Below are 13535 nucleotides of genomic sequence, written 5' to 3'. Positions count from 1 at the left end.
TCTCTACTGTTCCTTCAGCCCCAATGACTTCATCAATGGGGCGAACAATTTCTTTTCGTCCTGCACGCGCGCGGTGTAGTCCGCCACGCTCAGCGGTAGCGCCTCGGCGCCGGCGTCCAGGAATCGCGCCTTGATCTCCGGCCGCGCCAGCACCTTGTTGATTTCGCCGTTCATGCGATCGACCACATCATCGCGGGTGCCGGCGGCGGCATACACGCCGAACAGGCTGTCCGCGAAAACGCCGTCAATGCCCGCCTCAGAAAAGGTCCGTATGTCCGGCGCCACGGCAGCCCGTTGCCGGCTCGCCACCGCCAGCACCTTCAGCTTGCCCGCTTGCACCATGGGAAAAACCGTGGCCGGTCCAAACGCAAAGTCGATCTGGCCCGCGGCCAGGTCTTGTATCGCCGGCGCCACGCCGCGATATGGCGCATGGGTGGCCTGCATGCCGGTAGCCTGCTTGAGCAGCTCGCCAGCCAGATGCGGCGTCGTGCCGTTGCCGGCCGACCCGTAGTTAAGCGGATTGGGCTGCTTGCGCGCGTATTCGACGAACGCTTCAAGCGTATCCACGCCCAGCGAGGACCGGACAAACAGGAACAACTGGCTGTTGGCCAACAAGGCAACCGGCCGCAGGTCACGCTGCGGATCGAACGGCATGCTGGTGAACATCAGCGGGTTGACCGATTCGGTGGTCGATGGATTGAGCAAGAAGGTATGGTTGTCTCCGCCGTTACGCACCACCTCGGCGCCCGCCACGTTGCCGCCCGCCCCGCCCCGATTCTCCACGATAACGGTCTGCTTCAAGGCCTCGGCCAAATGCGGCTGAACCGTGCGCGCCAGCACGTCGACCAGCCCGCCAGGGGCCAATCCCACAACCAGACGCACCGGCTTGGTCGGCCAGGCCTGAGGCGCCGTTTGCGCCTGGCTGCCCGTCGCCCAGCCAGTCAGCGCCAGCATCATCACGGCCAGGCAATGTCTACGCAACAGCATCCGATTCTCCTTCTGGGCCGCCACCGCGCGATCCTGCGTACGGTGCGTCAGGTGCCGCACCCCGGTGAACCACCTTGATGCCTCATCGCGGCGGAGCCCTGCATCTGGCGCTTATTCTTCACAAAAGTTTAAGCATAAAGAATCCCGGATAACCCTAGTTTTCGGGCGACGAGCGAGCGGCGGTTAGCATGATCGCTTTGGTCCGAATAAAAAACGGGAGGACTTTAATTTGAACCTCCCATTCTTATTGAGCTGCGAGCCACCTCCCCAATTAAAGCCACTGACAACCACGGCAGAAACAAAAAGAGCGCCGAAGCGCTCTTTTCTCTTACCTCAGCCTTTAAGCAGGATCACTCCCACTCAATCGTCGCCGGCGGCTTGCTCGACACGTCATAAACCACGCGATTAATCCCGCGCACTTCATTAATGATCCGCGAAGAAACGCGAGCCAGCAGCGGGTGCGGCAGCGGCGCCCAGTCGGCCGTCATGAAGTCAAACGTCTGGACTGCACGCAGCGCCACAACGTACTCATAAGTCCGTCCATCGCCCATCACACCCACCGACTTCACCGGCAGGAACACGGCAAACGCTTGGGACGTCAGCTCATACCAGGTCAAGCCACTAGCTTCATCCTTGGTGTTCCGCAATTCTTCAATGAAGATCGCATCCGCACGGCGCAGCAGTTCAGCATATTCATGCTTCACTTCGCCCAGAATCCGAACACCCAAACCCGGACCCGGGAACGGGTGGCGGTAGACCATCTGCGGCGGCAAACCCAACGCAACGCCCAGTTCGCGGACTTCGTCCTTGAACAGTTCGCGCAGGGGTTCCAGCAGTTGCAGGTTCAGCGTGTCCGGCAGGCCGCCCACGTTGTGGTGCGACTTGATGGACGTGGCCTTGCCCGTCTTGGCGCCGGCGGATTCGATGACGTCGGGGTAGATCGTGCCCTGGGCCAGCCACTTGGCGCTTTGCTGCTTGCCGGCTTGTTCCTGGAACACTTCGACGAATTCGCGGCCGATGATCTTGCGCTTGGCTTCGGGGTCCGCAACGCCAGACAACTTGCCCATGAATTGGGCGGTGGCGTCGACGTGAATGATCTTCACGCCCATGTTTTCAGCGAAGGTCTGCATGACCTGCTTGCCTTCGTCCAGGCGCAACAGGCCGTGGTCGACGAACACGCAGGTGAGCTGGTCGCCGATGGCCTTGTGGATCAGGGCAGCGGCCACCGAGGAGTCCACGCCGCCGGACAGGCCCAGGATGACTTCGTCGGTGCCGACTTGCTCGCGGATGCGGGCGACGGCTTCGGCGACGTAGTCGGGCATGTTCCAGTCGCCCTGGCATTCGCAGATCTCGTTCACAAAGCGGGCCAGCATGGCCTTGCCTTGGACGGTGTGCGTGACTTCGGGGTGGAACTGAACGGCGTAGAAGCGGCGTTCTTCGTCGGCCATGCCGGCGATGGGGCACGACGGCGTGGACGCCATCAGCTTGAAGCCCGGGGGCAGCTCGGTGACCTTGTCGCCGTGGCTCATCCAGACCTTCAGCATGCCGTGGCCTTCGGGCGTGGTGAAGTCGTCCAGGCCTTCCAGCAGCTTGGTGTGGCCGTGGGCGCGCACTTCGGCGTAGCCGAATTCGCGGTGGTCCGAGAAGCTGACCACGCCGCCCAGTTGCTGCGCCATGGACTGCATGCCGTAGCAGATGCCCAGCACCGGCACGCCCAGTTCGAACACGGCGTGCGGCACGCGCATCGAGCCTTCTTCGTACGCGGATGCGTGGCTGCCGGACAGAATGATGCCCTTCAAGCCCTGCGCCATTTGGTCGCGCACGAAGGCGTCGTCGACGTCGCCCGGGTGCACTTCGGAATAGACGCCGGCTTCGCGGACGCGGCGGGCAATCAGTTGGGTGACTTGCGAACCGTAATCAAGAATGAGGATGCGCTGGTGCATTGAGCTCTACCGATTAAATAAAACCGCACCGGCAGAACCGCGATTGTTAATGCGATTCTGCCGGTGCGTGATGCATGACATTGTAGTTGACTGTACGGATCAGTCGGCGCGGTAGTTAGGCGCTTCCTTGGTGATCTGCACGTCGTGTACGTGGGACTCGCGCACGCCGGCGGAGGTGATCTCCACGAATTCGGCCTTGGTGCGCATGTCGTCAATGGTGGCGGCGCCGCAGTAGCCCATCGAGGCGCGGATGCCGCCGACCAATTGGTAAATGATGGCCAGCACGCTGCCCTTGTAGGGGACGCGGCCTTCGATGCCTTCGGGGACGAGCTTGTCGGCGTTATTGGCCGGGTCCTGGAAGTAGCGGTCGGCCGAGCCGTCCGTCATGGCGCCCAGGCTGCCCATGCCGCGGTACGACTTGTACGAGCGGCCTTGGAACAACACGACTTCGCCCGGGGCTTCTTCCGTGCCGGCGAACATGCCGCCCATCATGCACGAGAACGCGCCGGCGGCCAGCGCCTTGGCGACGTCGCCCGAGTAGCGGATGCCGCCGTCGGCGATCAGCGGAACGCCCGTGCCTTCCAGCGCCTTGGCCACTTCGGAAATGGCATGGATCTGCGGCACGCCCACACCGGCGACGATACGCGTGGTGCAGATGGAGCCGGGGCCGATACCGACCTTGACGCCGTCGGCGCCGTACTCGACCAGCGCGCGCGCGGCGGCAGCGGTGGCGATGTTGCCGCCAATGACTTCAACCTTGGGGTAGTTCTGCTTGACCCAGCGCACGCCTTCCAGCACGCCCTTGGAGTGGCCGTGCGCGGTGTCGACGATCAGGACGTCAACGCCGGCGGCAACCAGCTTTTCCACGCGCTCTTCGGTGCCCGCGCCCACGCCCACGGCCGCGCCAACGCGCAACTGGCCTTGGCCGTCTTTGCTGGCCATCGGGTGTTCGGTGTTCTTGACGATGTCTTTGACGGTGGCCAGGCCACGCAGCTCAAAGCCGTCGTTCACGATCAGCACGCGTTCCAGACGGTGCTTGTGCATCAGCGCCTGAGCCTCGTCCAGCGTGGCGCCTTCCTTCATGGTGACCAGGCGTTCCTGCGGCGTCATGATGTTGCGCAGGGGTTGATCCAGGTTTTCTTCAAAACGCAGATCGCGATTGGTCACGATGCCGACCAGCTTGCGGCCTTCAACGACCGGCAGACCCGAAATGCCATGCTGGCGCTGCAACGCAATGGCGTCGCGCACTTTCATTTGGGGGGTGACGGTGACCGGATCGATCACGATGCCGAATTCGTGGCGCTTGACGCGAGCCACTTCACGGGCTTGCTGATCGGCGGTCAAATTCTTGTGAATGATGCCGATGCCACCTTCTTGGGCCATGGCGATAGCCAGGCGAGACTCGGTGACGGTGTCCATGGCGGCGGACACAAGCGGAATATTCAGGCTGATATTGCGGGTCAGGCGGGTGGCCAGGGAGGTGTCGCGCGGCAACACCTCGGAATACGCAGGCACCAACAACACATCGTCGAAGGTGAGCGCTTTTTGAACGAGACGCATGGGTAACTCCGGGCGCAAAGCAAGATTATACGCCGCCCGCTGATTTTTTCTAGGTGTCTACCCTAGGTTTATGCAGGGTTTTTTACAGGGCACGGCGCAGCCAGGCCGGCACGCATGGGCGCCGGAATCAGTGCCCGGGTTATAGCCCCGACACACGAATCCCACAACTATTTTTACCCGGGCGTTATTGACAGGCTATTTTCACCCGGGTCATAATTGCACCACGTTTCCGCCGCCGTTTCGCAAAAGGCGTTGGACGCATCCAACCCGATATTGGCCACCGCAACCCATACGCCATGACTGCCTCTGACCACTCGCCCGCCCCCACCTACACCGCCTTTGAAGGCCACCGAATACTTGCCGCCGGGCCGCTGGCCGACGTGGCGCTTGCCGTCAAGCGCGCCATGGACGCCGATGCGGCGCAAGCGCTGCTTGTCTATCAAGACGGCAGTGGCACGCAGACGGACCTGAACCTGTCCGGGTCCGACGCGCAGGTTGCCGACCGCTACCGTTCGCCCGCCGGCGCGGCGCCCGATGGCGCGGCGCCCGTTGGCGCGGCGCCCGCTGACGGCCCCCCCGAATCGAACGAGATTTCCGACAGCGCCGCCCTGGCGCCGCGCGGGCGCGGCCGGCCCAAGCTGGGCGTGGTGGCGCGCGAAGTCACGCTGTTGCCCAGGCATTGGGATTGGCTGGGCGCGCAGCCGGGCGGCGCGTCGGTGGCGTTGCGCAAGCTGGTGGAACAGGCTCGCCGTGACAACGACGCGCAAGGTCGGCAACGTCAGCGCCAGGAAGCCGCGTACCGGTTCATGGCCAGCATGGCCGGCAACCTGCCCGGCTTTGAAGAAGCCACCCGCGCGCTGTATGCCGATGATCGCGACCGCTACGTGCGGTGTGTCGCCGCGTGGCCGGAAGACGTGCGCGGCTATGCGATGCGCTTGGCATGGGATGCGCCGACGACGCCCCAGCCGCAGCCCTAGCCGCCGGCGCAGCGCCGGCCATAAAGATAAAAAAGCCATCAAGTTTCTGTACGATTCGGTTTTCGTCCTTCGCCCTTCTTGAACCGGAACACAGGCATGCCACAACTTGTATTGCTGCTCTTGGGAGTCCCCTATCTGCGCAAGCGTTGGAAGGGCCTGTTCGCGGCCGGGTTGTTTTTCTTGGTTGCGGGCATCTTCGTTTTCATCGACGCGCTGGACAACGCGCTGTACTTTCCGCTGAACGCCTTTGCCATCCTCTTCATCATCGAAGGACTGGCCACGCTGATGATCGCGTCCAGCGGCGTGGGCGGGCAGCGTGTGCTGCGTTATGTGAAAGGGCTGTTCGTGCTGCTGGCCGGCAGCTTGATATTGGCGGGCCACCACCACGGGCACTTTGCCCTGTCGATGATTTTTGGCGCCTTGTTCCTGACCGACGGCGTATTGCAGTGCCTGGCCGCGTATGTGGTGCGCTACCAGCGTTGGCGCTACGCCTTTGCGGGGGGCATCGTAGAAATCCTGCTGGCCATTTTCTTCTTCCAGCCCTACCCCACCAACTATGTCGGCACGCTGCCGTATTGCGTAGGACTGTTCCTGGGCATCGCGGGCCTGAAGCTGTTGTGGCTGGCGCGGCGGGTCAGGCACCTGGCATCGAACCCGGCGTTCGCCTCCAACCCGTCGCCGGACTTCATGCCGTCGGAGCCCGCTGCTACGGCGGCTTCACAGGCAGGGTCGACACTGTCGCCCCGCCCCCTTGGCCCCACCATGTGGGATGGCCCCCCCGCCGACTCCGAGCCCGCGCTGACGGTACACGTGTGGACGCCGTCCGGCTCGGCCAAGGCGCAAACACGCAACCTTCCGCTGGTGGACCGCTACATTGCGGCCGTGGACGTCAACGGCGTCATCTCGACCGGGCACGCCGCCCTGGAATCGCCGGAAGGCATCTACATCAGCCTGTACCCGCGCGACGAAATCGACCGCTCGCCCGATGAATTCGGCAACCTGCTGCGCGCCACCGCCGAAAACGATATCCCCGGCGTGTATCAACCCGACTACCCCACGGAATCCAAGGCCTGGTGCCCGTCGACCGTGCGCGTGCGGTTTCGCAATTACGACGCGCAGAAGCTGGCCGATTTCTGGCAGCAGTATCGCCAGGACAGCACCTACAACCTGACTCACCGCAACTGCTCAAGCTCGGTTGCCCGGGCGCTGGATGCCGCGCTGGACGGCGTGGTGGGACGGCTGCATGGCAGCCAGGCCGGCTGGCGCGTATTGCTGCGTCTGCTGTTGACGCCGGAACTGTGGGTGGCCTCGCAGATTCGTAAACGTGCCCTGACGATGGCCTGGACGCCCGGGCTGACGCTGGACTACGCGCGCGCCATGAGCATGCTGGCCGACCCCCGGCCGTTCGGCTGGTGGAAAATGTCGCAAGCGGCGCTGCGCCAGATCGGACAGCTGCGCGCGCGCTGGCGCGACCAGGATCGCGACGCCGCCACGCGCCGCCCGCCCGCGCAAGGGTGAAGGCCGGGGGCTGGCAGAACGCCCCGCGCACAGCGGCACGCATTGCGCTTTAATGGACCTGTGTTTTCAACCCAAGGTGCATCATGTCCATCTCCAAGAACTTCCTGTTGTACGACGGAGACTGCCCCTTCTGCTCGAACTACGTGCGGATGCTGCAATTGCAGAAAGCGGTGGGGCCGATCGACCTGCTGAACATGCGCGACCACCCCGACCTGGCCGTGGCCTACAAGGCGCAAGGCTACGACTTGAACCAGGGCATGCTGCTGCACCTGGATGGGCAAGACTACTGGGGCGCCGATTGCATCAACCGGCTGGCCTTGATCAGCACCAGTAACGACCTGTTCAACAGCGTGAACGCCGCCGTATTCCGCAACCCCTGCCTGTCCACGGCGTTGTACCCGTTCATGCGTACCGGCCGTAGTTTGGCGTTGACGCTGCTGGGCAAGCGCAAGATGCAGCTGTAGGCACGGCGGCCTACGGCGCGCGGCGCGCCGCGACATCCACCCCCACCACGCGTTCCAGAAACGCGTCCAGCGCGGGATTGTCATGCTGGGCGTGCCACGCCAAATACATATCCGCGTAAAGATCGCGCTGGCCGATCGGACGAAACTCCACGCCTTCAAAGCGCAGTTCACGCGCGGAATCCGGCACGATGCCCACGCCCAGCCCCGCCCGCACCAGCGCCAGCAAGGTATGGGTTTGCCCCGCGCGCTGCACATAGTCCGGCTGCACATCGGCCAGCCCAAACGCGCCCACGATACGGTCGTAAAAATACTTGCCGTCACGCGGCGAATACAGCACGAAGGGCTGCCCTTGCAACAAGCGCAGCGGCACGGTCTCGTGTTCGCATAACGGCGATCCGACGGGCAAGGCCAGCACCAGCGGTTCGCGCTCGACCAAGCGCGATTCGATGCCCGCCTGCTGCGGCACGCTGCGCGCCAGAATCGCGTCAAGTTCGCGCGCCACCAGCAAGCGCGCCAGATCGGTGCTGACCGTTTCGCGCAGCTGGATTTCAACATCGGCCAGCAGCTTGCGCGCCCGCATGATCATCGACGGCATCAAGCGGTAGGACGCCACGGCGGTAAAGCCCAGGGTGATATGTCCGGCCTCGCCGCCCGAGGTGCGCCGCGCCGTGGCGGCGGCCCGTGCCGAGAACTCCAGCAAATGACGCGCATCGCGCAGAAAGCGGCGTCCGGCGGCACTTAGCAACACCTGCCGGCTGTTGCGCTCGAACAGCGTCACGCCCAGGTCTTGCTCCAGCAACTGGATCTGGCGCGACAGCGGCGGCTGCGTCATGCATAGCCGTTCGGCCGCGCGGCCGAAGTGCAATTCCTCGGCTACCGCAATGAAACACTCCAGCTGACGAAACTCCATCGATTCAATCCTTGAATTGATCAATGCTATTTATAGCTCGAACGGCTATCCATCGAAAGCCGTTTCTATACTCGCAAAAAAAGGCCGCACGACGGCATCAGGGATCCAAAGGAGCATCACCGCAGCACGGTAATTTTTTCGCGGCGCAAGCCGTTCCCCCCCCAAAAAGAGAAAAGATATGGAGACAACCCCCATCGCACGCCACCGCGTCCGGCTCATCGCCGCGGCGCTGGCCCTGACCGCCACCGCCGCATTGCCGTTCAGCGCGCAGGCCGCCGGTTACCCCGAGCGCCCGATCAACCTGATCGTGCCTTTTTCACCGGGCGGCGGCACCGACATCTCGGCGCGCCTGTTGGCGGCGGCGTTGGGCGACAAGCTGGCGTCGTCCGTGGTCGTGGACAACCGCCCCGGCGCGGGCGGCCAGATCGCCGCCGACCTGGTGGCGCGTTCGCCCGCCGACGGCTACACCCTGCTGTTCGCCAATTCGGGCATGCTGGCGATCAACCCGTGGATCTACAAACTGCATTCGGACCCGGCCACCGCCTTCGCCCCCGTGTCACTCTTTTCGGACCTGCCCTTCGTGCTGGTCGTGCCCACCACCCTGCCCGCCAAGAATGTGGGCGAACTGGTCAAGCTGGCCAAGGCGGAACCTGGCAAGCACACGTTCGCCAGCTCGGGCACGGGCGGCGCGCCGCACCTGTCCGGCGAAATCTTCCAACAGGCAACGGGCGTGGACCTGATGCACGTGCCGTACAAAGGCGGCGGCCCCGCCATGACCGACCTGATGGCCGGCCGCGTCGACATGCTGTTTGCGTCCGTACTGGAAACCATGCCCTACGTCACCGGCGGCAAGCTGCGCGCGCTGGCCGTCACGGGCGCCACGCGTTCGCCCGCCATGCCCGACGTGCCCACGATCGATGAGGCGGGAGTGAAGAACGCGCAATCCGGCTCGTGGACCGCCGTGCTGGCGCCTGCCGGCACGCCGCCGGCCGTGATTGAAAAGCTGTCGCAAGCCATTCGCGACGTGGCCAACGATCCGGTCATGAAGACCAAGCTGGAATCGCAAGGCGCCGTCGCGCACGGCTCCACCCCGCAGCAGTTGCAAGAGCTGGCCGCTAGCGAACGCGCGCGCTATGGGCAGATCATCAAGACCCGTAATATCCAGACCAATTGATCGTTGACCGGCCCGATGGTCGGGCCGGTCGCTTTCATTTAGCCATTTTCTTTCAGCCTTTCCAATAAGCCGCATCCATGACAGATTCCACGCCCTCCTCCGCCCCGCACCTGTTGATGGTCGGCCCATTGCTGCCCGATCTGGTCGCCGACCTGGAATCGCGCTATCACGTGCATCGCCTGTGGGAAGCCGCCGACGCCGATGCGCTGCTGCGCGAACACGGCGCCAACATACGCGGCATCGCCACTAGCGGACGCTTTGGCGCTACCGCCGACCTGATCAACGCGCTGCCCGCGCTGGAAGGCATTTTCAGTTTTGGCGTGGGATACGACACGATAGACCTGGCGGCCGCCCGCGAACGCGGCGTGGTCGTCACCAACACCCCGGGCGTGCTGGACGCCTGCGTCGCCGACACGGCGTTGGCCTTGATGCTGGCCGCCGCGCGCCGCATCGCCCAAGCCGACCGCTTCGTGCGCGCCGGCCGTTGGCCCAACGAAGGCTTTCCGCTGGGCACCCGCATGAGCGGCAAGCGCTGCGGCATCGTGGGCCTGGGCAATATCGGCTTGCAGATCGCCCGCCGCGCCGCCGCCTTCGACATGCAAATTCTGTACACCAACCGCAAGCCGCGCGCGGATGCGCCGGCGGAATACCGTTACGTGCCGGACATCGAAACGCTGGCCGCGCAGTGCGACTTCCTGGTGCTGGCGGTGCCCGGTGGCGGCGCCACGCAGCACATGGTGAACGCGCGTGTCTTGGAAGCGCTGGGCCCCGATGGGTGGCTCATCAATATCGCGCGCGGCACGGTCGTGGACGAGGCCGCGCTGGTCAGCGCCCTGGAAGGCAAGCGGATTGCGGGCGCCGGGCTGGACGTGTTCGAACATGAACCCAAGACCCCGGCCGCCCTGCACGCCATGGACAACGTGGTGCTGTTGCCCCACATCGCCAGCGGCACGCACGAAACCCGCCGCGCCATGGCCGAGTTGATGGTGGCCAATCTGGACGGCTGGTTCCGGGAAAAAAAGGTGCTGACGCGGGTGGTGTAAAGCCCGCCCTACTCGCTAACCCATTGCAGGTCGGGTGACGGCGCGCCTTCCTGGTGGAAATGCAGCAGCGCCGCCCTCGCCATGTCGCGGTCCACGCATTGGTATTGCTGGTAGCTGCCCGCCTGCCCGCCCACCACCACTTCCTGGTCGTGGTCTTCGGACCGCGACGGGTCGACCAGCGTATAGATGCGCGCGTCGTCATCCAGCGTGATGGACACGACAAACGCGCCATCGCCGCCCCCGATCGCCATGACGGTGTCGTCTTCCGTCACGAAGGCGACGGAACTGTATTGCGCGCCGTCCAGCTGGTCCAGCGCGGCCAGCGTATCGGCGTGGGTCGGGTCGTCGCGTTCGCTGACGGCGACGCGTTCGCCCAGACGGCGTTCTTCAATCAGTTTTTTTATTTTCACAGCGTTGATGCCCCCTTGATATTGGCGCCTGGCCACCCGCATGGGCCGGCGCCGGTTCGTTGCCCCATTAAAAACGGGACGCGAAAGCAAGCAGTCTACCGGCATTAACGCGTGCCGGCGCAAGCTTGGGTTTATGCCAGAATGGCGCCATGAAATTGATCATCACCGCCGCCATTTTGCTATTGGCCACCGTGGCATCCGTGGTTTATCGGGTGACCCGACGCAGCCCGGATGACACCGGCCACCGCATACGCAGCGATATTTTCGCGGGCGGCTTGATGTTTGCGTTCATCGCGCCCGCCATTGGCGGCATCGCCGTTACGCTGGTTCTCAGCGTGCTGTCGCAAACGCCCCAAAACCTGATGATCATGGTCTTTGGCCTGCCCTGGTTTTATCTGTTTGGTGTCATCCCCGCGCTGCTGTGCGGCATCGTGGCCGGCGCGCTACGGCCGGTGCGATCCACCTGGAAAGCCTTGGGCAAGGTAGCGCTGGTCGGCCTGGTCTTTGGAATGGGTGCATTCCTGCCGTTCTCCGGCCGCGACGCCGCCGTGCGCGACATGGTGTTTCCGTTATTTGTGGGTGGCCTGCCGGGTATGCTTGCCGGTTTTCTTTGTGCCTACTGGTTTTACGGCAAACCCGGCAGCGTGCGCCCGGCTAACGCAGAGGCGTCGCAAACGGCGTGACCTAAACGGGCCGACGTAAACGGGCCGACGTAAACGGAGTAACGTAAACGGGGTAACGCAAACGACGTCGCGCCCCCGGGTGCAATGACCCAGGGGCGCGACTGAACCCGGCCGCTGATCAGCGGTCTTCGCGCTGCTCCTGCTCTTCCGCGGCCGCCACATCTTCCAGCTTTACCGTCTGCGTACAGCCATTGGCTGCCGCGCATTGACCGGGTTGCTGGGAGCTTTTCACGCATTCGGCAAATGCCAGCGCGGCGTCCACCGTGGCGAAATGGTACGAATGGCCATCCGCGAATGCCACTTTTCCTTCTACCGAACAGTCCATGACGTCTCCAGCTGATTGGATTCGTCCCCATAGCCGAAAGGCCAGCGACGCTTATTTGGTTCGGGTGTCGGCTTCTCGTTATTCATGATGGACTCCTAGTTTCGAATATCCAAATCCTATCGTTGGAGTCGTAACACCGATGTAAGGGATCGAAAACAAGCCCTTCAATAGGGGGGAACCCTCGCTCAGCGGGCGACCTATCGGCGGGCAGCAGCGCGTCTGGCTTCAGTGATTTTCCTTCGCATGGTTGACGGTGTACTTGGGGATGTCGACCGTCACGTCCTCATCGCCGACGATGGCCTGGCAGCTTAGACGTGACTGCGGCTCGACTCCCCAGGCGCGGTCCAGCAGGTCTTCTTCGCCCTCTTCCACTTCATTCAGCGCATCGAAACCGCTGCGCACGATGCAGTGGCATGTCGTGCAGGCGCGGCTTTGTTCGCACGCGTGTTCAATGGCTATTCCGTGGTCCAGCAGCGCGTCGCAAAGCGACGTTCCCGCGGGAACGTCCAGCTCTGCGCCGGCGGGAGCAAGATCGGGATGGGGAAGAACAGTGATTTTTGGCATAGGGCCCGCCTTAGTGGATGGTCTTGGAACATTCAAACCAGGCCCCCAGCCTAAAGATGCCCACGCTGGCAAGGTCAAGCGCCGGCCAGCCAAAACAATTGTTAAGTCCACACGGGTTACCGCGTCAAAACACAGTTATCGCCGCACAATGATTGCGCACGAATTCTCTGGACATTTGTCCTTTGGGAGAAACCTATGTGCGACTGTGCTGATTGCCTGACTGCTTCCACGCCGGACAACCCCCGCCGCCGCCTGCTGTTGGGCGCGGCGGGTCTGGCGGCTTTTGGCGCGACGGGCTGGGCGGAAACCGCCTATGCCGAAGTCCCGTCGAATGACATTGGTGGCGAAGAGGCGTTGAAACGACTGCTGGCCGGCAACGCCCGGTATGCGGCCAACAAACCCAATATGCGGGACTTTTCAGCGGGCCGGGCGGCTCGCGTCAAAACGCAGAAACCGATTGCCGCGATACTCAGTTGTTCGGATTCCCGGGTGGCGCCGGAATTGGCCTTTGACCAGAACCCGGGCGATGTATTTATCGTTCGCGTGGCGGGAAACTTCGTCAATGACGATGGCTTGGCCAGTTTTGAATATGCCGCCAAGTTTCTGAACGTGCCGCTGATCGTGGTGCTGGGCCATAACAATTGCGGCGCGGTGGATGCCACGGTAAAGGTGCTGAAAGAAAACGCCGAGCTGCCCGGCCATCTGCCCGAACTGGTCAACGCCATCAAACCCGCCGTGGAACGCGCCAGCAAGGGCGAACCGAAAAACCTGCTGGCCGCCGCCATCGCTGAAAACGTCCGCTTGGCCGTCCAGCGATTACAGAGCGCGCAGCCGGTGTTGAAAAGCATGGTCGAGCAAAAGAAGCTGATGGTGGCGGGCGGCGTGTACGACTTGGCCACTGGGAAGGTGACGCTGGTTTGATCGCGCGAGGCTGATGGTTCAGCCTCATCCGTGTGGGCACGGTCGCGGCCTTCCTT

The 13535-nt window shown here is 63.4% G+C and carries 14 protein-coding genes; 7 read left to right on the top strand and 7 right to left on the bottom strand.

The window, feature by feature from the left end; all coding sequences use genetic code 11:
• Nucleotides 1-3: 3 nt before the first annotated feature.
• The 3 genes from AC6LJY_RS13285 to guaB form a co-directional block, all read right to left on the bottom strand.
• Nucleotides 4-987, bottom strand: coding sequence for a Bug family tripartite tricarboxylate transporter substrate binding protein (locus tag AC6LJY_RS13285; RefSeq protein ID WP_219992326.1), 984 nt, complete (start codon nucleotides 985-987; stop codon nucleotides 4-6).
• A gap of 350 nt (nucleotides 988-1337) precedes the next feature.
• Nucleotides 1338-2930 (bottom strand): glutamine-hydrolyzing GMP synthase, encoded by a 1593-nt coding sequence (guaA, locus tag AC6LJY_RS13280; protein ID WP_120155167.1) that lies wholly within the window; start codon nucleotides 2928-2930, stop codon nucleotides 1338-1340.
• 99 nt (nucleotides 2931-3029) lie between these two features.
• Nucleotides 3030-4490 (bottom strand): IMP dehydrogenase, encoded by a 1461-nt coding sequence (gene guaB / locus AC6LJY_RS13275; RefSeq protein ID WP_046805860.1) that lies wholly within the window; start codon nucleotides 4488-4490, stop codon nucleotides 3030-3032.
• A gap of 296 nt (nucleotides 4491-4786) precedes the next feature.
• On the opposite strand from guaB, the gene AC6LJY_RS13270 reads away from it, so the two are divergent.
• The 3 genes from AC6LJY_RS13270 to AC6LJY_RS13260 all read left to right on the top strand — a co-directional run bounded on the left by AC6LJY_RS13270 (nucleotide 4787) and on the right by AC6LJY_RS13260 (nucleotide 7449).
• Nucleotides 4787-5467 (top strand): DUF2239 family protein, encoded by a 681-nt coding sequence (locus tag AC6LJY_RS13270; RefSeq protein WP_498136134.1) that lies wholly within the window; start codon nucleotides 4787-4789, stop codon nucleotides 5465-5467.
• A 96-nt stretch (nucleotides 5468-5563) separates the two neighbouring features.
• Nucleotides 5564-6985: an HdeD family acid-resistance protein gene (locus tag AC6LJY_RS13265; protein ID WP_498136133.1), complete on the top strand. Its 1422-nt coding sequence runs from the start codon at nucleotides 5564-5566 to the stop codon at nucleotides 6983-6985.
• Between the two features lie 83 nt (nucleotides 6986-7068).
• A complete protein-coding gene (locus AC6LJY_RS13260) occupies nucleotides 7069-7449 on the top strand; it encodes a DCC1-like thiol-disulfide oxidoreductase family protein (protein WP_046805857.1) in 381 nt (126 codons plus the stop codon).
• Nucleotides 7450-7459: 10 nt separating this feature from the next.
• Here AC6LJY_RS13260 and AC6LJY_RS13255 read toward each other — a convergent pair whose 3' ends face one another.
• Nucleotides 7460-8359 carry a LysR family transcriptional regulator gene (locus AC6LJY_RS13255; RefSeq protein ID WP_498136132.1) on the bottom strand — a complete coding sequence of 300 codons (900 nt, stop codon included), beginning with the start codon at nucleotides 8357-8359 and terminating at the stop codon, nucleotides 7460-7462.
• Nucleotides 8360-8537: 178 nt separating this feature from the next.
• Here AC6LJY_RS13255 and AC6LJY_RS13250 point away from each other — a divergent pair, with 178 nt between their 5' ends.
• Complete coding sequence (locus AC6LJY_RS13250; RefSeq protein WP_104143719.1) at nucleotides 8538-9533, top strand: Bug family tripartite tricarboxylate transporter substrate binding protein; 996 nt, start codon at nucleotides 8538-8540, stop codon at nucleotides 9531-9533.
• 77 nt (nucleotides 9534-9610) lie between these two features.
• Complete coding sequence (locus tag AC6LJY_RS13245) at nucleotides 9611-10576, top strand: 2-hydroxyacid dehydrogenase (RefSeq protein ID WP_498136131.1); 966 nt, start codon at nucleotides 9611-9613, stop codon at nucleotides 10574-10576.
• A gap of 8 nt (nucleotides 10577-10584) precedes the next feature.
• Here AC6LJY_RS13245 and AC6LJY_RS13240 read toward each other — a convergent pair whose 3' ends face one another.
• Complete coding sequence (locus tag AC6LJY_RS13240; protein ID WP_314363679.1) at nucleotides 10585-10986, bottom strand: Imm1 family immunity protein; 402 nt, start codon at nucleotides 10984-10986, stop codon at nucleotides 10585-10587.
• Nucleotides 10987-11135: 149 nt separating this feature from the next.
• Here AC6LJY_RS13240 and AC6LJY_RS13235 point away from each other — a divergent pair, with 149 nt between their 5' ends.
• Nucleotides 11136-11669, top strand: a complete 534-nt coding sequence (locus AC6LJY_RS13235) for a hypothetical protein (protein ID WP_498136130.1) — start codon at nucleotides 11136-11138, stop codon at nucleotides 11667-11669.
• A gap of 118 nt (nucleotides 11670-11787) precedes the next feature.
• On the opposite strand, the gene AC6LJY_RS13230 is transcribed toward AC6LJY_RS13235, so the two are convergent.
• Both AC6LJY_RS13230 and fdx read right to left on the bottom strand, forming a co-directional pair.
• The gene (locus AC6LJY_RS13230; protein ID WP_046805853.1) at nucleotides 11788-11994 is read right to left on the bottom strand and encodes a hypothetical protein; all 207 of its coding nucleotides are present in this window, start codon (nucleotides 11992-11994) and stop codon (nucleotides 11788-11790) included.
• 225 nt (nucleotides 11995-12219) lie between these two features.
• Nucleotides 12220-12558 (bottom strand): ISC system 2Fe-2S type ferredoxin, encoded by a 339-nt coding sequence (gene fdx / locus AC6LJY_RS13225; protein ID WP_046805852.1) that lies wholly within the window; start codon nucleotides 12556-12558, stop codon nucleotides 12220-12222.
• Nucleotides 12559-12753: 195 nt separating this feature from the next.
• Between fdx and AC6LJY_RS13220 the strand changes: the two genes are divergently transcribed.
• Complete coding sequence (locus AC6LJY_RS13220) at nucleotides 12754-13479, top strand: carbonic anhydrase (protein WP_498136129.1); 726 nt, start codon at nucleotides 12754-12756, stop codon at nucleotides 13477-13479.
• Nucleotides 13480-13535: the final 56 nt, after the last annotated feature.

The sequence above is a fragment of the Achromobacter sp. RT286_PF genome (assembly GCF_059760425.1).
The sequence above is the reverse complement of the archived record's forward strand: the minus strand, read 5'-3'. Positions and strand labels throughout refer to the sequence as shown.

What these genes read in the sequence shown, in the direction of transcription:
- AC6LJY_RS13250 (WP_104143719.1), top strand. Translation starts at nt 8,538, where the DNA reads ATGGAGACAACCCCCATCGCACGCCACCGCGTCCGGCTCATCGCCGCG.
- AC6LJY_RS13265 (WP_498136133.1), top strand. Translation starts at nt 5,564, where the DNA reads ATGCCACAACTTGTATTGCTGCTCTTGGGAGTCCCCTATCTGCGCAAG.
- AC6LJY_RS13270 (WP_498136134.1), top strand. Translation starts at nt 4,787, where the DNA reads ATGACTGCCTCTGACCACTCGCCCGCCCCCACCTACACCGCCTTTGAA.
- AC6LJY_RS13260 (WP_046805857.1), top strand. Translation starts at nt 7,069, where the DNA reads ATGTCCATCTCCAAGAACTTCCTGTTGTACGACGGAGACTGCCCCTTC.
- AC6LJY_RS13220 (WP_498136129.1), top strand. Translation starts at nt 12,754, where the DNA reads ATGTGCGACTGTGCTGATTGCCTGACTGCTTCCACGCCGGACAACCCC.
- AC6LJY_RS13285 (WP_219992326.1), bottom strand. Translation starts at nt 987, where the DNA reads ATGCTGTTGCGTAGACATTGCCTGGCCGTGATGATGCTGGCGCTGACT.
- AC6LJY_RS13230 (WP_046805853.1), bottom strand. Translation starts at nt 11,994, where the DNA reads ATGGACTGTTCGGTAGAAGGAAAAGTGGCATTCGCGGATGGCCATTCG.
- guaB (WP_046805860.1), bottom strand. Translation starts at nt 4,490, where the DNA reads ATGCGTCTCGTTCAAAAAGCGCTCACCTTCGACGATGTGTTGTTGGTG.
- guaA (WP_120155167.1), bottom strand. Translation starts at nt 2,930, where the DNA reads ATGCACCAGCGCATCCTCATTCTTGATTACGGTTCGCAAGTCACCCAA.
- AC6LJY_RS13255 (WP_498136132.1), bottom strand. Translation starts at nt 8,359, where the DNA reads ATGGAGTTTCGTCAGCTGGAGTGTTTCATTGCGGTAGCCGAGGAATTG.
- AC6LJY_RS13245 (WP_498136131.1), top strand. Translation starts at nt 9,611, where the DNA reads ATGACAGATTCCACGCCCTCCTCCGCCCCGCACCTGTTGATGGTCGGC.
- fdx (WP_046805852.1), bottom strand. Translation starts at nt 12,558, where the DNA reads ATGCCAAAAATCACTGTTCTTCCCCATCCCGATCTTGCTCCCGCCGGC.
- AC6LJY_RS13235 (WP_498136130.1), top strand. Translation starts at nt 11,136, where the DNA reads ATGAAATTGATCATCACCGCCGCCATTTTGCTATTGGCCACCGTGGCA.